Genomic DNA, 20704 nt, shown 5'->3' with positions numbered 1-20704 from the left:
GAAGGCTGCTGACAGCTTCCCGGCAAGGATAGAATGGGGAGCGATCCGACGGCAAGAGTTGTTTGTCAAGAACGCTTCGTCGGCGCATAGATAGTCTGCCAATGATATCTACGCTCGCTTCACTCACACGCTCGCATGAGTTGGTATCAGCTCCGCATTACGTTCGGCGATGAACCGCAGACCGTACCTTTTACAAGCATCCCAATCCTACGGCACGGATTGAAGCTCATGGCAAACGCCCTAAGCGGCTGCTTTAGCAAAGAGCCAAGGGCAAATGCAAAACCAGTGCCCTGACGCCTTCATTTGTCGTTACAAAACTTAGACGAGGATGCTCCATCACCGAAAATGCTTGTTGGAATCTGCTGCACCAGCCTTACGAACAAGCCTAATGCGCCAACACCTTTTCTCTCAGGTATTTGCCATAGTCGCCTTTGCCGTACAATTCGGTTAGCTTCGCAAGCCCGTCACGATCGATGAAGCCTTTGTGGAAGGCTATCTCCTCGGGGCACGAGATCTTGAAGCCCTGCCGACGTTCCAGCGTGGCAACGAATTCGGACGCATCAAGCAAACTGTCCGGCGTCCCCGTATCGAACCAAGCATAACCACGGCCCATCTGCTCTACATGCAGGTCACCTCGCTCCAAGTAGGCGCGATTAACGTCGGTGATCTCCAACTCACCTCTCGGCGAAGGCTTAAGATTGGCGGCGATCTGGACGACATCCTTGTCGTAAAAGTACAGTCCCGTAACGGCCCAGCTGGAACGTGGCGTAGTGGGTTTCTCTTCGATCGACATGGCCCGCATCTGTTTATCGAATTCCACGACGCCGTAACGTTCCGGATCGTTGACATGATATGCAAAAACCGTCGCACCCGCTGGGCGCTTCATGGCGCTGGTGAAGAGATCCGTGATACCATGACCATAGAAAATGTTGTCACCAAGGACCAAGCACGATGGACTGTCACCGATGAAATCTGCGCCAATGATGTAGGCCTGAGCCAGACCGTCGGGTGAAGGTTGAGCCGCGTAGCTTAGAGCAACCCCCCATTGCGAACCATCCCCTAAAAGGCGCTCGAACATTGGCATGTCTGCGGGTGTTGAGATGATCAGAATCTCGCGAATCCCAGCCAACATCAGCGTCGAGAGCGGATAAAAGATCATTGGCTTGTCGTAAACCGGCATCAGTTGCTTAGATATGACCCTGGTCATTGGATGAAGGCGGGTACCGCTGCCACCCGCAAGAATTATGCCCTTCATACGTAGTTTTCCCTAGTGTTTAGCTTGAGCTAACCGCTCGACAATTTTTGCAGTAGAATGCTTCCAGTCGGGAAGCCTAACACCGTGGACGTCCGCAAGCTTCGTACAGTCGAGCCGCGAGTTTGCCGGGCGCTTTGCGGGCGTCGGATAGGCACTTGATGGAATGCGGCCAACCTCTGCACTCGGACCTCCGACGAGCGTCGACTGTGCAAAGATCTCCACCGCGAAATCGGCCCAACTTGCCTCTCCCGAACCTGTCATGTGAAAGATACCGCGCAGAGCCAGATCATCGTTTGCAATAAGGTTCGCCGCAACGTCGAGCACAGCCTCCGCAATATCGAGTGCTGAAGTCGGGTTTCCAAGCTGGTCATCGACAACGTTCAAGGATTTGCGGGTTTCAGCGAGCGTTAACATCGTCTTCAGAAAGTTCGCGCCGAAGGGACTATAAACCCAAGCTGTACGCAGGATTGCGAAATTTGATGTTGCGGCAACCACGGCCTGTTCACCGGCAAGCTTCGAGCGCCCATAAGCGCCAACGGGTGCCACTTGATCCGTCTCCAGATAAGGTGAGGATTTTGCACCGTTAAAGACATAATCGGTCGAGAGATGGACGACCGGTACGCCCAGCGTCGCCGCCACTTGCGCAATTCTACCGGCTGCTAAGCCGTTGACCACCGTCGCGGCTTCTTCATCGCCTTCCGCCTGATCCACCGCTGTATAGGCAGCGGCAGATACAATCACATCCGGCTGGGCGACGCGCAGGACGTCCTCAATTGTATCCGGCGCTGAGAGATCCAGCTCCGGGCGTCCGAGCGGGATCACCTCAAAGCGTCGATCATGGCCGCCACGTTCCAATAGCGATCGCACGACCTGGCCCTCCCGGCCCGTCACAATCAATCGTTTACGACCCGTCATACGGAGGCTTTCTTTTCGGAAAGTAGACCGAGGCGAGACCCGGAATAATCCTGCCTAAGCGGAGACCACCACCATTCGTTCTCTAAATACCAGCGCACTGTCTTCTCTATCCCGGTATCGAAGTTCTCTTCAGCTTTCCAGCCTAATTCAGTTTCGAGCTTATTTGCGTCGATTGCATAGCGAGCGTCATGGCCGGGACGGTCTGTCACATAGGTTATCAGACTGGAATGGGGTTGCGCTTGTGGACGCAGACGATCCATCAATTCACAGATCCGGATGACTACATCGATGTTGCGGCGCTCGTTTCGGCCGCCGACATTGTAGGTTTCGCCGATTTTCCCGCGTTCCGCAATGATATCAAGTGCACGAGCATGATCCTCGACATACAGCCAGTCGCGAATATTGGTGCCGCTACCATAGACCGGCAGCGGTTTTTGACCAAGGGCGTTGAGGATGATCAATGGAATCAACTTTTCTGGGAAATGATAGGGGCCGTAATTATTCGAGCAGTTCGAAACTACTACTGGCATTCCATAGGTACGCGCCCAAGCTTTGGCCAAGTGGTCGGATGCCGCTTTGGAGGCCGAGTACGGAGAGCTTGGATCGTAGGGGGTCTGTTCAGTGAACAGCCCTTCGTCGCCTAACGAGCCATAGACCTCGTCAGTGGAGACATGCAGGAAGCGGAACGCCTCTTTTTCCTTGGAGCTTAAGGTCAACCAGTACTGGCGAGCACATTCCAGCATTGTGAAAGTGCCCATCACGTTGGTGTCGATGAAATCTTTGGCGCCAGTGATCGAGCGGTCGACATGGCTTTCTGCCGCAAGATGCATGATACGTTCTGGGCGGAAGTTCTCAATCAACTGTGCGACCGCTGCGCGATCGCACACGTCAGCCTGCACGAAACGATAACCTTCACGATTGCTCACCGCTCTTACCGACGTCTCTGTGCCTGCATACGTGAGCTTATCTAAGTTCAGGACCTCGTCACCCTTATTTAGAACGAGGTGTCTCACGACGGCAGACCCAATAAAACCTGCCCCACCTGTTACAATTATGCGCATCTGAAAATTTCTCCGTACATTATCGTGGAATAGGTCCTAGTAGAAACCAACGTAGCAAGCAGACGGCCGACCTTTGAGGAATGCAGCAATGAAGAGCCTCAATAAGTGAAAACCGAGCCCAGGTCGGCGAGCGACGGCTGTCTTTTATCCTTGTCAGAAAGGGCCGCCTTTTCGACATCGACAGGCCAGTCGATTCCAAGTCTCGGGTCACTCCATAATAGTCCGCGATCATGCTCGGCGCTGTAATAGTCCGTCACCTTGTAGCTAATCTCAGTATTCGGCTTGAGCGTGCAAAAACCGTGAGCGAAACCTGGCGGCACCCAGAGCTGTTTGCCGTTTTCTGCTGTCAACTCCACCGCAACATGCGCGCCATAGGTGGGTGACCCAGAGCGGATATCGACTGCGACATCGAGAATAGCCCCAGCAATGCAACGCACCAATTTACCTTGGGATTTGGGCTCCGTTTGGAAGTGTAATCCCCGCACCGTGCCGACTTCGGCGGAAAATGATTGATTATCTTGGACGAATTCGAAGGCTCCGACATGCTCCGCAAACAGCACCTGGCGAAATGTTTCCATGAAATAGCCTCGGGAATCGCCAAATTTCTTTGGCTCTACGACGACAACATCCGCGATACTCGTGCGCTCAAAATTCATCCTCGCCCGCCTACAACGTTAGCATCCAAAACTTCGACATCACTAGCGAGCCGATCCATATGTGTAAAGGTAGAAGGCATTTTTTGCGCTCTTGTCGCTGAGCGCTCCAGCCCTTCCGTTATGGTTATACGGTTTCACCAGCATCGCAGTATCGGCCATATCAAGGGATAGGCGTAGCCGACCATCAAGACCTTACGGCGTTCCAAGCCCCGGCTGGGGTATTGCTTATCATGTCCTCGTCCCGTAGAGCGTGGTGGCAACGAGGTCAATAAATGCACAACGTAAGCCGATGCGCCGTCACACGAGGCCGAGTGTGTGAGTCTCAGACCCAGCTCGCGAAGACCTCACTTCTGGATGTATTTGTCAGAATCTGTCTCTTGAGGCACCATCTTTCGATAAACAAAGGGTAGTCTGTGTCATTGCGCTCTGTAACGCGGTGGGTCTGGGGTATGTTGATCCCGGGCCGACCGAGAAACACCCCTCTCGAACGCCGCATCGAGCACCTCAAGTCATTTATCGACTACGCACCTTCCGGCGGTACGCCGCCGCTCGACAGTATGGAACTATCGCGACTGCGCATCGCCTGGGTCATTCCCGATTTCTTGCCCGGGGCCGGTGGCCACATGACGATTTTCCGCATTGCGAGTTATCTTGAGCGATTTGGCCATGATGTCCAGTTTCTTGTTCAAAACCCGACAGTACACAAAACAGAGTTGGATGTCCTCGAAGCAATTAACACGCATTTCCAGCCTTTTCAGGGTAAAGTACAGCTTTTCACGGGTGTCGCACCGGACGTTATCGGTGACGCATTGATCGCAACTGATCGCTTCACCTGTTATCCGGTAGAAGCAATGCGGGGTTTCACAAGGAAGTTTTACTTCGTACAGGATTTTGAGCCAGCCTTTTATCCTGCTGGCGCTGAAGCGTTATTGACCGAAGCAACATACCATTTTGATTTCGACTGCTTGTGTGCAGGTGACTGGCTGCACAGAAGGATGTCGGAAGGTTTCGGAAGGTGGTCAATGTCTTGGCCGCTAGCCTATGACAGGCATATCTACAGCCTCGGCGGATCTGACCAGGCTCGTCATAAATCGCGAATCGCGGTATATGCGCGTTACGTTACACCGCGTCGCGCCGTGGAGCTTGCCTTTCTAGCACTTGAGGTTCTGCATCAGCGCGGCGTTTCTTTTGAAGTCGATTTTTTCGGTTGGCAGCTCGGCAAATTGAACGTGCCGTTCCCATACCGCGACCATGGTGTCTTAAGCGGCGATGAACTTGCTACGCTTTACCGAGAAGCGACGGTCGGCGTTGTTTTCTCGGCGACGAACCATTCGCTGGTCAACAAAGAGATGATGGCCTGCGGTCTTCCGGTCATAGATCTAGATCTCGACACGGTGCGGTCCATCTTTCCTCAGGAGGTGATGACTTTTGCCAAACCAACGGCTGATGGGATCGCTGACGCGCTGGAGCGACTCCTGAGTGACCCACGAGAGCGCCAGCGACTTCAAGAGCAGGCTCTATCTTACGTTCAGGAACTTTCTTGGGAGAAATCAGCGCGCATGATTGAGGCGGCGATCCAAGAGCGTATTGAGCATGCCGCCAGCCGGAAGATCGCCGAATGACCAGATATCGTTGTGCGGTAGTTATACCAACGAAAAATGCCATGCACGTCTTGCCGACAGTGATGGATAAAGTTCGGACTCAACGGACGCCGTGGCGCTACGAGATTATCGTGGTGGACTCAGGCTCTACGGATGGAACATCTGACTACCTGCGAGGGCTGAGTGACGTTCGGCTAGTTGAAATCGGGCCGAGTGAATTCGGCCACGGCAAGACCCGCAACCTTGGCGTTGAGCTCGCCGACGCTGAGTTCGTTGCGTTCCTCACCCACGACGCAGAACCCGTCGATGAGTATTGGCTCCTAAATCTGGTTTCCTCAGCTGAACAAGACCCCACGATTGCCGGGGTGTTCGGTCGCCATATTGCTCAACAAACCGCTTCACCTTTTACGAAAAGCGACCTCGACAAGCATTTTGCGGGTTTCCTAGCTCATCCACTGGTGGTTTCACGCGACCTCGATCCAACCAGGTACAAGGCCGACGTGGGCTGGCGCCAAATGTTGCATTTCTACTCGGACAATAACTCCCTTTTGCGAAAATCGATTTGGCAGCAGATACCCTATCCCGATGTCGAATTCGCCGAAGATCAGATCTGGGCAAGACGCATTATTGAAGCCGGCTACAGCAAGGCCTACTCCCCGAACGCTATCGTCTACCACTCACACGACTACGGTTTTTTCGAACAGCTGTGCCGCGCGTTTGACGAGTCACGGAACTTTTCCAAGTATTTCGGCTACCAGCTGTCGCCTAACCCAGGTCGCGCCCTGTGGACAGCAGGTGAGTTTGCGATTCAAGCCCTTTGGCAGCAGGTGGATGAGAGCTACGGAAACCTAACACTAAGGCACCGCTTTGCGAGGGCGGCCCAGCGAATTGCTCTCGTTGCAGGACACTGCCTCGGTGCAAACCACCAAAAAATACCCGCTGCTGTTGCATCTCGCCTGTCGTTGGATCAAAAGCTGTTTGAGGCCTGATAAACCAGATGCGGGTCGGGTGGCCATTATTGCGCCACACCAATCGGCATATCGGTGAGAGACGAGACGCTGTAAGGACGACGAGCTTCAGCAGAAGCCATCAGATGTCACAGGGTACATTTTGGAAGTTGAATGTAATCGTGGGATGTGCCATCTGGAAGCGTGTTTGACGCGGTTCGGGCTGCTGCACCTAACGTGCGTTTGAGGACGAAGAATGAGCCTTCAGATAGGGCATGATCCTAAGGATCGTCTAGCTGTTTCATTTGAAGCCGATGAAGCGATGCGGCTGTCCGAGATTGGCATCGTGTCGCGTCTCTTCGGACTACTTTTCACCAAGAAAAATTCGCTGCTGTTCTTCGTCGTCTTGCCCAGCGCACTTGCCGGTCTCTATTTCTGGCTAATAGCCAGTAACCAGTATGTCGCGGAGATGCGTATGATAGTGCGCACTATCGGCGTCAGCGAGAGGTTCGATACGTCACAGGCTCGCGAAGGACGTTCGATGATTGGTGGTGACTCGTTGACACAGGATTCCTACATTGTAGCGAACTATCTAAAATCGCCGGAAATCGTAAGGAAGCTGGATGTAGAGATTGGCTTACGTCAATATTTTTCCCGGGAAGATGTCGACTGGTTTTCACGACTATCCCTGAACGCTACATCTGAGGAGCTTTTTCAGTACTGGGGACGGCATGTTGATACCTATGTCGATGGTCCCTCTGGTATTATTGTATTCACCGTTAGGGCATTTTCCCCTGAGGCCTCGGTGTTGATAGCAAACGCTGCACTGGGTAGCGCCGACGCAATGATTGACAAAATCTCGGAGAAGGCCAAGGGGGACCTTGTCGCAAGGGTCGAGGGTGACGTAACGGCTAGCTTGGCTGACTATCGCGTGGCGCTCGACGACTTACGGGATTACCAAAATAAAACTGGGATCCTCGATCCCTTATCTTCAGCCAAGATGTTGAGTGAGATCATTGGTAAGCTCACCGAGCAAAAGTTGCAGTTGACGGTCAGCTTGAAGTCTTTGGAGGCCGCTGGTGCGGACAAAACCGCTCGTGGCAGGGAGCTTCGTCGCTCCATTCAAGCAATCGATGATCAGATCAAGCTGCGTCAAAACAATATGGCTGGCTCGCTTGATGGGGCGGATACGCAGTTATCGAGCAGTTTGACGGAATTCTCACGCTTGGAGACGCGACGAATCGTCACACAGGCAATTTATGAGGCCAACGTACGGAACCTTGATACTGCCAAATCGACGGCACTGAAACGGACAACGTTCATGTCGATCTTTTCAAACTCGAATACTCCGGAAGAATCAGAATACCCTGATCGATTCTCTAGCTGGATTATCTTGTCTGTCGGACTGCTCACGCTCTGGATGACCGCAACGCTTCTCTGGATGTCTATTGAAGATCATCGGGTATAGTGATGATTACGCTGGATAACGTTACAAAGTATTATAAAACGGCTGCACATCGCCGTTATATCTTACGAAATCAGTTCATGCATTTTGCATCCGGAAGGTCGTACGGATTGCTCGGAGTGAACGGCGCTGGGAAATCGACCACTATGCGCCTGATCGCCGGAGCGGAACTTCCCAACAAAGGGCGCGTCCGGCGTCAAGTGAGGGTCTCGTGGCCGTTAGGATTTGCAAATGGATTGAACCCCATGCTGAGTGGTAAGGAGAACCTGAAGTTCGTTGCCCGTGCTTATGGCGAGGATTTTAATCGCGTACTGCGGTTCGTTGCGGAATTCGCGGAAATCGGTAGCTACCTAAACGAGCCTTTGAGGACCTATTCTTCTGGGATGGGCGCAAGATTCGCATTCGGTCTTTCCATGGCCATCGAATTTGATTGCTATCTGGTAGATGAAATCACAGCTGTTGGCGATTCGAACTTCCAGCGGCGTTGTCGAGAAGCGTTTCGGGCACGCCGAGCCAAGTCGGACGTTATTATGATCTCACATGACATGGAGACAATCAAAGATTATTGCGACGTCGCCATAGTATTGATCGACGGCCAAATGGTACAATTTGATAACGTTGAAGATGGAATAGCAACCTATATGCGGCTCAATCGTTAAGTAGGTGTATAGATATTGTCGGAAAACATGCAAAAAGACGACGGCCGTTTGATCGAAGCGAAGCCGGTGACCTCGCTGGAGCGAAGCCAAAGGGTGGCCGCTGCGTTGAGTTCCTATGCTCGAGCGTTGACCTTTGAGAACCGCAGCCGCCGCAACCTATACCGACTTGCCGGTTTGGCACCTCGTGCCCGCGATCGTGTTTTCTCGATATTGATCATGTTTCTCATTGGTACAACTCTTATCCTGCCAATGATCGCAAGCATCGGATACTTCGTATTCTTGGCGAGCCCAGGGTATGTGTCAGAGGTCCGGTTCATCGTTCGGTCGTCCACGCCGCTTCTTTCGCGTGATAGATATTCGAGCAACAACATCGAGCCTAAGGAAAAGATTGTTCAGGACACCGCAATCCTGCTGAACTACCTGGCAAGCCCCGCAATTATTCAAGACATGCAGAAGCAAGTGGATCTTCATAGCTTGTTTGGCGGTTCTAATATCGACTTCCTATCTCGGTTGTCAGCCGACGCCACGCAAGACGACATGCTGGAATACTGGAAGAAGCATGCCCATACTTACGTGAACCCTAAGAGTGGTATCGTTGAGCTTGAAGTTACGGCCTACTCCCCGCAGGACGCCCGGGACTTGGTACAACTTGTACTCCGCCTCTCGGAGGAGCGAGTAAACAAACTAAGTTCTGGTATGTGGCAAGATCTCCGCAGTTCCACCGAACGGGATGTTGATCTTGCTACGAAGGATGTCGCTGATCTCAGAGGGAAGTTTCGTGATACGCAGAATCAGACAGGGGTTTTCGATATCGCGCTTTCAGCGCAGCGACTCGCCTCTGTCTTGACTTCGGTCGAGTCCAATATCGCAGAGTTGAGGAGTCGTCGGCAGGCTCTGAGCGAGACGGTCGCCATCAACACCCCGCAGATTGCTGACCTGGACAGACGCATTGCAGCGGCCGAGGATCAGGCAAATGATTTGAGGGCTCAGGCTGCCGGAAGCACAGATCGGGAAGGCACAAACCTCGCGGAATACTCAACACTATTCGAAAAGTTGAAGCTAGATTTGTCATTGGCGGAAGCCCGGCTTAAAGCAGCTCTTGAAGACCTCGAAAAGGTGAAGCTAGTCAGCTCGCTGCAACTGATCTATGTCGATAATTTTATTGAGCCTACGCTCCCTGATAGCAATGAGTATCCTAACATTGCGTTATCCCTTTTCCTCAGTCTACTCGCGTGCCTCGCGACGTCCGCAGTTGCTTGCGGAGTGGTGGTGATGGTACGCCAAAAGCTCGACTGAGTGACGCGTAATTGGTTAGAACTGCCGCTCTGGAATAGCCAGCGGACGCCAGGTGTAGCGTCCGGGAAAAGCCGCAATGTGGACGAGACTTCGACACCTCGGTAGTTTCGCACGAGCCAACTCGAAATTGACGATTCGATTTGGCATGTCGTTTCGATGACACCGTCTTCAGCTTAAGATTGCGCACTCTCGTAGCTAGGCCTCAAGCTCTCGCCGGCCGCAGGCGCGCAACCGGCGGGTCTTTGGCAGCATTCTCGCCGCACCTGCCCCTTCTTGGAGGTATTGGTTGCGGCGCGCACGTACCCAGGACTGGCGCCTGCGGACCAGGATCGCAATCCACCTTGAATAGTGGGTCCAATTGACACAGACGTCGGCCTGCAAAGTCACAGCAGAGCTCTTCAATGAGGCGCGGGCCTCCTGCCGCGGCGATGTTCGCCCGCCCAATCACGATCCGTGTGCCGCGCGTTCACCCGCTTTCTGTATGAAATGATACAATAGAAGATCGGCCTCCAAGATATGCTGTATTTGACTAAACCCTCGGAGCATATCAGCCAGTTGGTGCGCCGCCTGAAACTGGGGCCGCATCCGCACTGTCCCAGGCGGCACTCCAAGTAAATCCTCTATGTTTTTCGGAAATACGTCGGGATCCCCGCCGACATCGAATAATGTGAACTGCGATAGGGCGTCCAAAGCCTGGGACACTTCATTGAGCGTCGGAGTTTCGGAGGGGTTTGCTGCTGTCAACTGTTGGGTGAATGGCGAAGAAAGCAAATTCATTGCGTCTTTGGGGGCTTTCCGAATAGCCAATTTTAACGCCCTTTCATTCTTTACATCCAAGCCATCCAACCACTCAATTACCGGTTTGAACAATGTTTTGTCGCGCGCAGATACAAAGCTGATTTCTTGTTTGCCTACGCGAGTAAAAACAATTAACCGCAAGGCCAATTCATAGAATGGATCTCTCAAAGAGATAATAGTGGTATCTATATTGTAGTCGATGTATAGCTTAAAATTCTTGAGGAGCATTCTGCCGGATACATAGACGGATGGTTGATGAATGATCTCCAACATTTGCCGTATGGTTTCGTAGCCATAGTGCTCGACTCGGTGTTCACAAAACTGGAAATACGGCCTCAGACTCAGATCTACTTCACTGTGAGGCACATATGCGGTCTCCAGTCGTAGAACCTTTTTCGGAACGAAGGATCTTCCATGATCGCGCCGATAAAACACCAGACCACTGTCCGGCTCAGACAATTCGACTTGAGATGCGTTACTCAAGCCTGGTATATTATCCTCACTTAGGATAAAGCCGACATTACCAGTTTGATGCGCGCCTTGCGCTTTGGCTCCTTCAATAAAAATCCACGTCTGAATTATTTTTGGCGTTTCATCACCATTGATACGCACATGTATTCTTGGGGAGGCCGAAAATCCGTCTGGCACGAAATAGCCGTGCACTTCCGCTCCGTTGTCGAGATAGACGCAGAAATTCATAATGTTTGACGGGCCTTCTTTTACTGAACCGTTATACGAATCAGACGCTACAAGCGCAATAAGCGCTCAATCAGAACGATATTGCCCTACCGCCTCGCGAACGTTAGTCGTTCTTCACGTTGAAAGCTTGCGTCAGAGAACCGCTCATCCATACTCGCGGTCCAGATGCTCAGTCGCGATGTCGTCCACCAGGCGCCGGACTAACTTCGTTTTAACTTCGTTTTTCTTCCCAGAACAACGCAGCAAATCCTTTAGCACCTCGGAAAAGCGCCGAGCATTTTGGGACACGAGTGAGTGCTTAGCGGAAGCTCCGATGTGAATATCTATTGAGGGTATTCCTGCGATGTTTGCCAAATGGAGATGATCGATCCAGAAATGACTATGCAATGGATTACCTGCCTCCGATGCAGCAAATATCGCAGCCGCCATCCCCCTTCTGCCAGATGAGCGATACAATTCCGCAATGTCAATGAGGTGGTCTGGGGTGCGCTGCACTGCGAGGGACTGCGCTAGGTGTAATCGCTCTTTAACATTTCCATCCGCAAATGTTTGCGGAGAGCACGCAAGCACGTCAATATGAGGTATGAGCCCTCCCATAGCTAATGCCGCGTATCCACCAGACGATTGCCCGAAGGATAGACACGGCCTATTGGCAACATGCCGAACAAGAAATTTCTGTATTCCCTCAATATTTGGCAGAAGATTTGACCCGCCGTACCACCAACTAGAAGTATCTTGAAAATAAAAAACGCGTGATGCAACGCCTCTAGCGGCGGACAACATAGAGAATCTCTCTAAATTTCCTGCAAATATTACAAGATCATTCTGACTGGAACCGTCCCCCTCGAACGCGACGCATCCTAGCCGATCAGAAACGAGGTTAAGCTCATGAATAACTTCGCGAAGCTCTGGTAGGCCTAACCGGGACAAAGGGGTGGACGAATGCCTGAGTTGGATCCCCCCGTCGACGATGTCTGTAAAGTGCACGCTCACTTAATGTAACCCTCAGAATTTCATCGGCAGAATCACCATCTATCTGGCTCCTTATAGAAGGTGAAATACGCTTTCAGGATCCCTTCAAAGCGATAATTGGCCCTAGAAGGCGCCAAGTACGGCATTACGTTGCCTTAGAACAGATCTGATGCTGCAACAAGCTCAGTCGTTGTTTCGGCCTCTCTCTCGATCGGCTGGATTTTGGGTCGCGTTCTCGGGGCAGGGCATCTTCGGTAAGCATTGCGAACTCCTCCGGTGTCGTCACCGCCGCCCGCGCCCAGACGGCACAGGCAGGCATGGGTGTGATGTATGAACTCGACGCGATTGCCGCGACTGTCATCGGCGGCACGTCGCTGACAGGTGGCGTCGGGCGCATCACCGGCACGGTGATCGGCACGATCATCCTCGGCGTCATGACCTAGGGCTTCACCTTCCTTCGGGTCGACGCCTACTATCAGGAAATCGTCAAGGGCCTGATCATCGTCGCCGCGGTTGTCATCGACGTCTACCGACAGAAGAACCGCAAGAAGGCCTGACTTCCCAAAGAAGAATTCTCCTCCCAGTGAAGCCAACTGGCCGGGATGACGAAAATCATCCCGGCATTTTGTTTTCGCTCGTGGGGGTATTTCGCGGCCCGCAGAGCACTTTCCACATATGCTCGGCGCGCAGGGCTGCCCCCTCGCCCACGCTCTGGCAATTTCTTTTGCGATGTACTATATGGCAGCCGTTCAAAACTATTGGAGACTTCCCATGTTGTCGCAGCGCAAGCTTGCGAGCCAGTTTCAGCCGCGTTTCGTTTTCCAGCTCTGGAGCGCGATGCTGCGGGTACAGACCCGCGAAACAGCTACCCTCTTCGGCCAGCGCGGCCGGTAAACGCGCGAAACTCCCAGATTGCTTTAGCCTGCGCGGCGGAACGGCGAGATCGTCACCGCTGCGGCTTCCCTCATCTGGTCTCCACGTCGGAGCGCCGGATGGGGCATTGGCGCTGCAGCGCTTCAGGAAGACAGGACGGCCCTTTGTCGTCGAGGCCTGCAAGAACGCAACGGCCTTGATCACGCAGCCGGAAAGCGGATGGTCACTTTCAGGCCGCGACCGTCCGCCCCTTCGCTCAGGCGGGTCGTCGCACCGTAGAGCTCGGCAATTTCCTCCACGATCGGCAGGCCGAGGCCTGAGCCGGGCGCTTCGCTGCCGCCGCGCTCGAAGCGGCGAAACACGGTTTCGCGCAGATCGGGGCGAATGCCGGGCCCGTTGTCCTCGACCTCCAGCAACACCGTTTCGTCCCCAACGACAACGCGGCTCGTTACCTCCGCGCCGCGTCCGGCATAAAGCAGGGCGTTGCCGATCAGGTTCTTGAGCAGTTCGCCGATCAGCAACGGCTCGGCCCGAACGAAAGCCTCGCCGTCGCCATCAAAGCCAAGATCGATATCGGCGTCCCCAGCCGCAGGCACGTGTTCGGCCGTAATCTCGCGCACGAGTTCGACGAGGTCGATGCGCTCCAGCAAACGGGTTTCGTCTTTGCCAGCCGCGTCGATCTTCGCCATCAGCAGCAACTGACCCAGGATACGCTCGGCGTTGGCAACGGCTTCGTCCGCCTTCTTGACCGCACTGCGCGTCTCATCGATCGAGCCGGCGCGTTGCGCGAGTGCAAGCTGCGTGCGGATGATCGCAAGCGGCGTGCGCAACTGATGGCTGGCATTGCCGGTAAAATTGCGCAGGGCATCGAGCGCCGACTCCAGCCGTCCCATGAACGAATTGACCGTATCGACCAGTCCCTGCACCTCGTTCGGCACCCGCTCGCCGATCGGATGCAGATCATCGGGGCTGCGCTCCGATATCGCGTCCCCTAGGCGATAGAGTGGACGCAGCGAAAAGGTAACCGCAATCCAGACGATCACCGCAGCACCGGCGATCATCATGCCCAGCCGCAGGGCGGATCGAACAAGGATGGTCTGCGCCAGCTGTCGTCGCGCGATTGTCGTCTCGGCGACCGTCACGACGAAAGGCACCGAATTGATGCCCGTGGAGGCGGAACGCCTGAGCGCCGCGATGCGGATCGGTTCGCCGCGAAAGACACTATCGGCAAAAGTGGTCGAAGCGCCCGGCTCTTCCGCCAGTGACGGCAACGTCTGGTAACCGGTGATGAACTGGCCGGGCGGCCCGTCGACCCGGTAGAAAACCCGGTCCTGTGCGGCCGAGGTCAGCATCTCCAGCGCGACATAGGGTATGTCGACCTCAAGCGACCCGTCCTCCGCCACCACCACGCGTTCTGCAATCGCCAAGGCGGAGCCGGCAAGCACGCGGTCGGAGACGACATTGGCGGTGGTCACCGCCTCGCGATAGGTGTCGGTCAACGCGATGACGCCAATGACCAAGGTGGAGATCAGCAGCCAGCCGAGCAGTCGCCGGCGGAGGGAGTAGACCGTCGTCCTCATTCCGCCCCGGCCGACTTGTCGAGATAATAGCCGATGCCGCGCGCCGTGCGCACCGTCAGCCCGTGCGGCGCAAGCCGCTTGCGCAACCGGCTGACATATTGCTCGATCGCATTCGGGCTCAGATCGTCGTCGAAACCGGTCAGCGACTGCATGATCGCATCCTTTGCGACCACCTTTCCCGCCCGCATGAACAGGAGCTCGAGCAGTCCGAGCTCCCGTGCCGGAATCTCGATCGGCGTACCGCCTGACGAAAAGCTGCGCGTGTTGAGGTCGAGAGAAACATTGCCGTAGCTGACGGTCGATGCGCGTAAGCCCGCCTGCCGGCGCAGTAGCACGCGCACGCGCGCTTCTAGCTCGCCGACGTCGAACGGCTTGATCATGTAGTCGTCGGCGCCAAGATCGAGCCCCTTGATCTTCTCCTCAGGTGCGCCCCTTGCCGTCAGGATCAGCACCGCCGCCCTATTCTGCCGGGCGCGCATGGCGCGGAGCACATCGAGCCCGTCCATTTCCGGCAGATTGAGATCGAGAATGACGAGATCGAAGGTCTCGGTGGCTGCGACCGCGTGCGCCGACGCGCCGTCGCTCACGACGTCGACGGCATAGCCGCTGCCGCGCAAAATGGCCGAGAGCCCCTCGGCCAGGTCCTGATTGTCCTCAACAAGCAAAATACGCAAATATGGTCACTCCCCGCGTCACCTTATCCGGCGGCGCCTTGCTTGTGAACGGTGCGACACTGAGGCATTGTGGATTCATGCGGTTCTTGATTTCTTTTCTTTTTTTCGCCCTTTGGCCCCAGCTGCTGCTTGCGGCTCCGATCATATTCCCGGCCCTTTCCGGCAAGCCGGAGGCGCGCACGCTGGTCGTCTATTCGTCGCTCGACGAGCCGCTCGCAAAGCCGATGATCGTCGGCTTCCAGAGGGCCAATCCTGACGTTGCCGTGCGCTACGAGGACATGCTGACAGGCGAGATCTACGACCGGATCATCAAGGAGACCGACGCGGGAATGAAGACGGCAGATTTCGCCTTTTCCTCCGCCATGGACCTGCAAGTCAAGCTCAGCAACGACGGCTATGCCCAGCGCAGCGACCTGCCGATGAGCGACCGCTGGCCTGCCTGGGCCAACTGGCGCAACACGGCCTATGCACTGACCTTCGAGCCGGCGGTTTTCGTCTATCACAAGCCGAGTTTTACCAAGGAGAAGCCGCCGTCGACGCGGGCCGAATTTGTCGATTATCTCAAGCACCAGGGCTCACATGTGTTTGGCCGGATCGGAACCTACGACATCGAACGATCAGGTGTCGGCTTCCTGTTCATGTCGCGCGACCAGGAACAGTTCGGCGACATCTGGGATGTGATCCAGGCGATGGGAGCTGCCGGCGTCAAGCTCTACTCCACCAGCGAAGCGATCCTTGAGCGCGTTGCCGATGGCCGCTTCGTTCTCGGCTACAATATCCTCGGTTCTTACGCGGCCGACTGGGCGTCTCGGCACCCGGATGTCGGCATCGTGCTGCCCAAGGACTACACCGTCGTCATGTCACGGATCGGCCTTGTGCCGCAGGCCTCCGCATCGCCGGATCTCGGCCGGCGCTATCTCGAGTTCTTCATGTCGAAGGAAGGGCAGACGATCATGGCGCGCGAGCTGCAGATCCCGGCCGTCAGCCCCGAGGTCGCCGGCGAAAACACCGCCAACACGATGCAGGAAATGCTCGGCGGCCAGTTGCGGCCCGTGCCCGTCAGCCCCGGCCTGATGGTCTATCTCGACCAGGTGAAGCGGTCACGGCTGATCGCCAAGTGGAACGAGGTCCTGCGGCTTCACTGATAATCGTCTCGCAGATCGCCTGACGGAATTTTGCGTTGCTTCAGCGGGTTAGCTCTTCTTTTTCGCCCGGGCCCCAAGATTGAGATCGACGGCAGAGCGTATCAGCGCCATCAACGCCTCCTCGTCGACGGTGTCGCCGTCATGAAAATCGATTGCCCGGCGGACATTGCCGTCGAGACTGGCGTTGAAGAGACCCGAGGGATCATCAAGCGACGCGCCCTTCGCAAAAGTCAGCTTCACCACGGCCCTGTAGGTCTCGCCGGTACAGATGATGCCGGCATGTTCCCAGACCGGGACACCGCGCCACTTCCATTCCTCGCTGACATCCGGGTCGGCCTGCCTGATCAGCTTCCGCACGCGCGAAAGCATCGGACCGCGCCAGTCGCCGAGCTCTGCTATTCTCGCGTCGATCAGATCGGAAGGCGAGACGCCCCCTTTCGGCGCACTGCCCGTCTTGTCCGCCGTCGTTGCTTTCGCCATGGCTGTCATCTCCCGGGTGGCTTTGATGACGACGCTCGGCCGCCTGCGCATGGATTGATGAAGGAGATAGCGCCGGCTCCCGCTTTTGGAACGGGAACCGGCTGGAGATTGGCAAATGTCGCATGCGATTCGCCGCGCCTCAGGGTTTGGGGCGGCTTTCGGCGGGCACTTCCCGGGGACCCGAAGGCTCGACCTCGCGCTCGGCGGCGGCAAGAACCTAAGATTTCGTGAACCCCACGGCCTGAAAAGCGCATTCGGGACTTGATGTCAGCTAAATGTCAGCTTTCTATGTTGCCTTAGGGTCACTGGCCCCCGTGGAGGCGGGCAGCCGGTTGCGTACTGGGAGGAAGCCACCAATCCGGTCAAGCGATAAGGGACACAAGATCCCGTCGCCGTCTTCCCGTTCGCACGCAGAAACAACGTGCGCGGTGAAAACGCGCCTCACGGAGGACTGACCTTGAAACACTTTTTCCTCGCAACGATTCTCGCCGGCGCCATGTCGCTGCCGGCTGTTGCCGCTGACTACACGATCATCGCTCCGGCAAACCCGGGCGGTGGCTGGGACCAGACGGCCCGCTCGCTCCAGACGGTGCTGCAGCAGGAAGGCATCTCCGGCAACGTTCAGGTCCAGAACGTTCCAGGCGCCGGCGGCACGATCGGCCTTGCCCAGTTCGCAAGCCAGCAGAAGGGCAACGCCAACGCCCTGATCGTCGGCGGCTACGTCATGGTCGGCGCGATCCTCACCAACAAGTCGCCGGTCACGCTCAAGGACGTCACCCCGATCGCCCGCCTCACCGGCGAATACGAAGCGATCGTCGTTCCGGCAGCGTCCGAGATCAAGACGATGGCTGACCTCGTTGCAGCGCTGAAGAAGGATCCGGGCGCGGTGTCCTGGGCTGGCGGCTCGGCCGGCGGTACAGACCACATTGCCGTTGGCCTGATCGCCAAGGCGGCCGGTGTCGACCCGACCAAGATCAACTACATCGCATACTCGGGCGGCGGCGAAGCACTTGCCGCAATCCTCGGCAGCCAGGTCACGGCCGGCATTTCGGGCTATGGCGAATTCGAATCGCAGGTCAAGGCCGGCACGCTTCGCCTGCTCGCCGTATCCGGTCCTGAGCGCGTCGCCGGCATCGATGCTCCGACGCTGAAGGAATCCGGTCTCGACGTGGTCGTCGAAAACTGGCGCATGGTCGCTGCCGCTCCGGGCCTCTCGGACGAGCAGAAGGCCGCCGTTTCGGCCGACATCGAGAAGCTTGCCAAGTCCGCCGGCTGGCAGGAAGTTCTGAAGACCAAGGGTTGGCAGGACAGCTATCTCGCAGGTGACGCCTTCAACGCCCAGCTCGACAAGGATGTTGCGGCGACCGAAGGTGTTCTCAAGGACATTGGACTGGTGAAATGACCACGGGGCATAACCCTTCAACTTCAACGCGTCGCCCGGATCGGGCGGCGCTCTTCATCGCGGCCGTACTCGCCGCTATCGCTGGACTCATTTTCTGGGATGTGTCGCGCCTTGCAGGTGCCGCCGGCTACTCCCAGGTCGGACCGACGACGGTCCCCTATGCGATTGCCTGCTGTCTCGCGGCCCTCGCCGTCTGGACCATCTTCGCTGCGTTCCGCAACGATTTTCCAGAGCGCGAGCGCCAGGAGGTCGCACCGGTCATCTGGATCGTGGCGGGCCTTGCAGCGCAGATGCTGCTCTTGAAGGTCGCAGGCTTCTCGATCGCCACCGGCATTCTCTTTGCGCTCACCGCGCGTGGCTTTGGCAAGCGCAAGCTCTGGCTCTCCCTGCCAGTCGGCATCGCGCTCTGTTTCGCCGTGTGGGTGATTTTCGCCAAGCTTCTGCAGTTGTCGCTGCCCGCAGGGCCGCTTGAACACCTGTTCTTCTAAGAGGGCCGTCGACCATGGCTACTTTTGATTTCCTGTTGCAGGGATTGTGGGTTGCTGCCCAGCCGATGAACCTGCTCTACGCGCTGATCGGCGTGACGCTCGGCACGGCCGTCGGCGTTCTTCCCGGCATCGGCCCGGCTCTGACCGTGGCCCTTCTTTTGCCCGTTACCTACCAGCTCGATCCGGCCGGATCGCTGATCATGTTCGCCGGCATCTATTATGGTGGCATGTATGGCGGCTCGACCACCTCGATCCTTCTCAACACACCAGGCGAAAGCGCCTCGATCGTCACCGCGCTTGAAGGCAACAAGATGGCGCGCGCCGGACGTGGCGGACCGGCCCTTGCCACCGCCGCCATCGGCTCGTTCGTTGCCGGCCTGATCGCGACGCTGGGCCTTGCCTTCATCGCTCCCTACATCGTCAAGCTGGCCCTGGTCTTCGGTCCGCGCGAATACTTCGCACTGATGGTTCTCGCCTTCGTCACCGTATCTTCGGCTTTCGGCGACAGCACCCTTCGTGGCCTGACGGCGCTCTTCGTCGGACTGGCGCTTTCCGTTGTCGGCATCGACCAGCTGACCGGTCAGGCGCGCCTCTCCTTCGGTGTTCCCGAACTGCTCGACGGCATCGAGGTCACCACGCTTGCCGTTGCGATGTTTGCCATCGGCGAGACGCTGTTTATCGCCGCCCAGGGCGAAAAAGGCCCCGACAAGGTCGAGGCCGTGCGCGGCTCGGTCTGGATGAGCAAGCTCGACTGGGCCCGCTCCTGGAAGCCCTGGCTTCGCGGCACGTTCATCGGCTTCCCGATCGGCGCGATGCCGGCCGGCGGCGCCGAGATCGGCACCTTCCTGTCCTATGCGGCTGAAAAGAAGCTTGCAAAGCACCCGGAAGAGTTCGGCCACGGCGCCATCGAAGGCGTTGCCGGTCCGGAAGCGGCCAACAATGCTTCGGCCGCCGGCACGCTCGTACCGCTTCTGACGCTCGGCCTGCCGACGACGGCAACGGCTGCGATCATGCTCGCCGGCTTCCAGCAATATGGCCTGCAACCCGGCCCGCTGCTGTTTGCCACCAATCCGCAGCTCGTCTGGGGTCTGATCGCCAGCCTGCTGATTGCCAACTTCATGCTGCTGGTTCTCAACCTGCCGCTGATCGGGCTCTGGGTGAAACTTCTGACGATCCCGAAGCCCTGGCTCTATGCCGGCATCCTGCTGTTCGCGACGCTCGGCACCATCGGCGCCAACCCGTCGGTCTACGAGCTCGGCATGCTGCTCGCCTTCGGCCTGCTTGGCTACGCGATGCGTGTCTTCGGCTATCCGATCGCCCCCGTCGTCGTCGGCCTGATCCTTGGACCGCTTGCCGAGCAGCAGCTCCGTCGTGCCCTTGCCATCAGCCAGGGTGACATCTCGGTGCTGTTCACCTCGCCGATCGCAGCCGTACTGCTGGTGATTGCGGCAGCGGCCCTGATCGTGCCCCTGATCCTGCGTGCACGCGGTCGTGGCGAAGTTCTGTCGCAGCTGGCGGCGAACGAGGACTAATAGCGCCTCCTCCCAAGGCCTATCCGCAGGCCCGGCCGGTTGATGACCGGCCGGGCCTGCATTCGTTGCATGGCTGGCGTGCCCGATTGTGCATTGCAATATACCCTTGCAGACCCCATCTTTTGCTCATCGAAGAGAAAACGAAAGCGAGCAAGACGATGGCAACCACAACTTATCACAAGGGTTTCATCGGCCGTGCCTTCGCA

18 protein-coding genes and 1 pseudogene are annotated in these 20704 nt (G+C 56.5%); 11 read left to right on the top strand and 8 right to left on the bottom strand.

Features of this window, described 5'->3' with window-relative positions; genetic code table 11:
• Positions 1-385: 385 nt before the first annotated feature.
• From rfbA to rfbC, 4 genes are all read right to left on the bottom strand, one after another.
• A complete protein-coding gene (rfbA, locus tag VGO12_RS31400) occupies positions 386-1255 on the bottom strand; it encodes a glucose-1-phosphate thymidylyltransferase RfbA (protein WP_252160641.1) in 870 nt (289 codons plus the stop codon).
• Positions 1256-1267: 12 nt separating this feature from the next.
• Positions 1268-2170 carry a dTDP-4-dehydrorhamnose reductase gene (gene rfbD, locus VGO12_RS31395; RefSeq protein WP_327516650.1) on the bottom strand — a complete coding sequence of 301 codons (903 nt, stop codon included), beginning with the start codon at positions 2168-2170 and terminating at the stop codon, positions 1268-1270.
• The gene (gene rfbB, locus VGO12_RS31390) at positions 2167-3231 is read right to left on the bottom strand and encodes a dTDP-glucose 4,6-dehydratase (RefSeq protein WP_327516649.1); all 1065 of its coding nucleotides are present in this window, start codon (positions 3229-3231) and stop codon (positions 2167-2169) included. Before rfbB ends, rfbD begins: the two co-directional genes overlap by 4 nt.
• Before the next feature lie 98 nt (positions 3232-3329).
• Positions 3330-3887: a dTDP-4-dehydrorhamnose 3,5-epimerase gene (gene rfbC / locus VGO12_RS31385; RefSeq protein ID WP_327516648.1), complete on the bottom strand. Its 558-nt coding sequence runs from the start codon at positions 3885-3887 to the stop codon at positions 3330-3332.
• Positions 3888-4336: 449 nt separating this feature from the next.
• Here rfbC and VGO12_RS31380 point away from each other — a divergent pair, with 449 nt between their 5' ends.
• The 5 genes from VGO12_RS31380 (at position 4337) to VGO12_RS31360 (ending at position 9855) form a co-directional block, all read left to right on the top strand.
• On the top strand, positions 4337-5509 hold the full coding sequence (locus VGO12_RS31380; protein WP_327516647.1) for a glycosyltransferase family 4 protein: 1173 nt from the start codon (positions 4337-4339) through the stop codon (positions 5507-5509).
• On the top strand, positions 5506-6477 hold the full coding sequence (locus VGO12_RS31375) for a glycosyltransferase family 2 protein (protein WP_327516646.1): 972 nt from the start codon (positions 5506-5508) through the stop codon (positions 6475-6477). Before VGO12_RS31380 ends, VGO12_RS31375 begins: the two co-directional genes overlap by 4 nt.
• Before the next feature lie 214 nt (positions 6478-6691).
• Positions 6692-7903, top strand: coding sequence for a hypothetical protein (locus VGO12_RS31370; protein ID WP_327516645.1), 1212 nt, complete (start codon positions 6692-6694; stop codon positions 7901-7903).
• 2 nt (positions 7904-7905) lie between these two features.
• On the top strand, positions 7906-8559 hold the full coding sequence (locus VGO12_RS31365; protein WP_252160648.1) for an ABC transporter ATP-binding protein: 654 nt from the start codon (positions 7906-7908) through the stop codon (positions 8557-8559).
• Between the two features lie 15 nt (positions 8560-8574).
• Complete coding sequence (locus VGO12_RS31360) at positions 8575-9855, top strand: hypothetical protein (RefSeq protein ID WP_327516644.1); 1281 nt, start codon at positions 8575-8577, stop codon at positions 9853-9855.
• Positions 9856-10299: 444 nt separating this feature from the next.
• Here the strand turns inward: VGO12_RS31360 and VGO12_RS31355 are convergent, their stop codons facing one another.
• Positions 10300-11316, bottom strand: coding sequence for a hypothetical protein (locus VGO12_RS31355; protein ID WP_327516643.1), 1017 nt, complete (start codon positions 11314-11316; stop codon positions 10300-10302).
• Positions 11317-12584: 1268 nt separating this feature from the next.
• Between VGO12_RS31355 and VGO12_RS31350 the strand changes: the two are divergent.
• Positions 12585-12881: pseudogene (locus VGO12_RS31350) on the top strand (ABC transporter permease); the annotation flags it as partial.
• A 214-nt stretch (positions 12882-13095) separates the two neighbouring features.
• Positions 13096-13218 carry a hypothetical protein gene (locus VGO12_RS31345; protein ID WP_327516642.1) on the top strand — a complete coding sequence of 41 codons (123 nt, stop codon included), beginning with the start codon at positions 13096-13098 and terminating at the stop codon, positions 13216-13218.
• 179 nt (positions 13219-13397) lie between these two features.
• Here the strand turns inward: VGO12_RS31345 and VGO12_RS31340 are convergent, their stop codons facing one another.
• A complete protein-coding gene (locus VGO12_RS31340; RefSeq protein ID WP_327516641.1) occupies positions 13398-14777 on the bottom strand; it encodes a sensor histidine kinase in 1380 nt (459 codons plus the stop codon).
• Positions 14774-15451 carry a response regulator transcription factor gene (locus VGO12_RS31335; protein WP_327516640.1) on the bottom strand — a complete coding sequence of 226 codons (678 nt, stop codon included), beginning with the start codon at positions 15449-15451 and terminating at the stop codon, positions 14774-14776. The genes VGO12_RS31340 and VGO12_RS31335 overlap by 4 nt, the downstream gene beginning before the upstream one ends.
• A gap of 77 nt (positions 15452-15528) precedes the next feature.
• On the opposite strand from VGO12_RS31335, the gene VGO12_RS31330 reads away from it, so the two are divergent.
• A complete protein-coding gene (locus tag VGO12_RS31330) occupies positions 15529-16596 on the top strand; it encodes an ABC transporter substrate-binding protein (protein ID WP_327516639.1) in 1068 nt (355 codons plus the stop codon).
• Between the two features lie 48 nt (positions 16597-16644).
• On the opposite strand, the gene VGO12_RS31325 is transcribed toward VGO12_RS31330, so the two are convergent.
• Complete coding sequence (locus VGO12_RS31325; protein WP_327516638.1) at positions 16645-17076, bottom strand: DUF1801 domain-containing protein; 432 nt, start codon at positions 17074-17076, stop codon at positions 16645-16647.
• 457 nt (positions 17077-17533) lie between these two features.
• On the opposite strand from VGO12_RS31325, the gene VGO12_RS31320 reads away from it, so the two are divergent.
• From VGO12_RS31320 to VGO12_RS31310, 3 genes are read left to right on the top strand one after another with little or no spacing between them, the layout of a single operon-like run.
• Positions 17534-18478 carry a tripartite tricarboxylate transporter substrate binding protein gene (locus tag VGO12_RS31320; RefSeq protein WP_327516637.1) on the top strand — a complete coding sequence of 315 codons (945 nt, stop codon included), beginning with the start codon at positions 17534-17536 and terminating at the stop codon, positions 18476-18478.
• Positions 18475-18966, top strand: a complete 492-nt coding sequence (locus tag VGO12_RS31315; RefSeq protein WP_327516636.1) for a tripartite tricarboxylate transporter TctB family protein — start codon at positions 18475-18477, stop codon at positions 18964-18966. The genes VGO12_RS31320 and VGO12_RS31315 overlap by 4 nt, the downstream gene beginning before the upstream one ends.
• Before the next feature lie 14 nt (positions 18967-18980).
• Positions 18981-20498, top strand: coding sequence for a tripartite tricarboxylate transporter permease (locus VGO12_RS31310; RefSeq protein WP_327516635.1), 1518 nt, complete (start codon positions 18981-18983; stop codon positions 20496-20498).
• The last annotated feature ends 206 nt before the right edge of the window (positions 20499-20704 follow it).

The organism is Ensifer sp., assembly GCF_035999135.1.
Classification (GTDB): domain Bacteria; phylum Pseudomonadota; class Alphaproteobacteria; order Rhizobiales; family Rhizobiaceae; genus Ensifer.
Note: the sequence above shows the minus strand (reverse complement) of the source record. Positions and strands in the feature narration are given on the sequence as shown.

Bases quoted from the DNA above. Each gene is read 5' to 3' on its own strand.
- rfbA (WP_252160641.1), bottom strand. From the start codon at position 1,255: ATGAAGGGCATAATTCTTGCGGGTGGCAGCGGTACCCGCCTTCATCCA.
- rfbD (WP_327516650.1), bottom strand. From the start codon at position 2,170: ATGACGGGTCGTAAACGATTGATTGTGACGGGCCGGGAGGGCCAGGTC.
- rfbB (WP_327516649.1), bottom strand. From the start codon at position 3,231: ATGCGCATAATTGTAACAGGTGGGGCAGGTTTTATTGGGTCTGCCGTC.
- rfbC (WP_327516648.1), bottom strand. From the start codon at position 3,887: ATGAATTTTGAGCGCACGAGTATCGCGGATGTTGTCGTCGTAGAGCCA.
- VGO12_RS31380 (WP_327516647.1), top strand. From the start codon at position 4,337: ATGTTGATCCCGGGCCGACCGAGAAACACCCCTCTCGAACGCCGCATC.
- VGO12_RS31375 (WP_327516646.1), top strand. From the start codon at position 5,506: ATGACCAGATATCGTTGTGCGGTAGTTATACCAACGAAAAATGCCATG.
- VGO12_RS31370 (WP_327516645.1), top strand. From the start codon at position 6,692: ATGAGCCTTCAGATAGGGCATGATCCTAAGGATCGTCTAGCTGTTTCA.
- VGO12_RS31365 (WP_252160648.1), top strand. From the start codon at position 7,906: ATGATTACGCTGGATAACGTTACAAAGTATTATAAAACGGCTGCACAT.
- VGO12_RS31345 (WP_327516642.1), top strand. From the start codon at position 13,096: ATGTTGTCGCAGCGCAAGCTTGCGAGCCAGTTTCAGCCGCGTTTCGTT.
- VGO12_RS31340 (WP_327516641.1), bottom strand. From the start codon at position 14,777: ATGAGGACGACGGTCTACTCCCTCCGCCGGCGACTGCTCGGCTGGCTG.
- VGO12_RS31330 (WP_327516639.1), top strand. From the start codon at position 15,529: ATGCGGTTCTTGATTTCTTTTCTTTTTTTCGCCCTTTGGCCCCAGCTG.
- VGO12_RS31325 (WP_327516638.1), bottom strand. From the start codon at position 17,076: ATGGCGAAAGCAACGACGGCGGACAAGACGGGCAGTGCGCCGAAAGGG.
- VGO12_RS31315 (WP_327516636.1), top strand. From the start codon at position 18,475: ATGACCACGGGGCATAACCCTTCAACTTCAACGCGTCGCCCGGATCGG.
- VGO12_RS31310 (WP_327516635.1), top strand. From the start codon at position 18,981: ATGGCTACTTTTGATTTCCTGTTGCAGGGATTGTGGGTTGCTGCCCAG.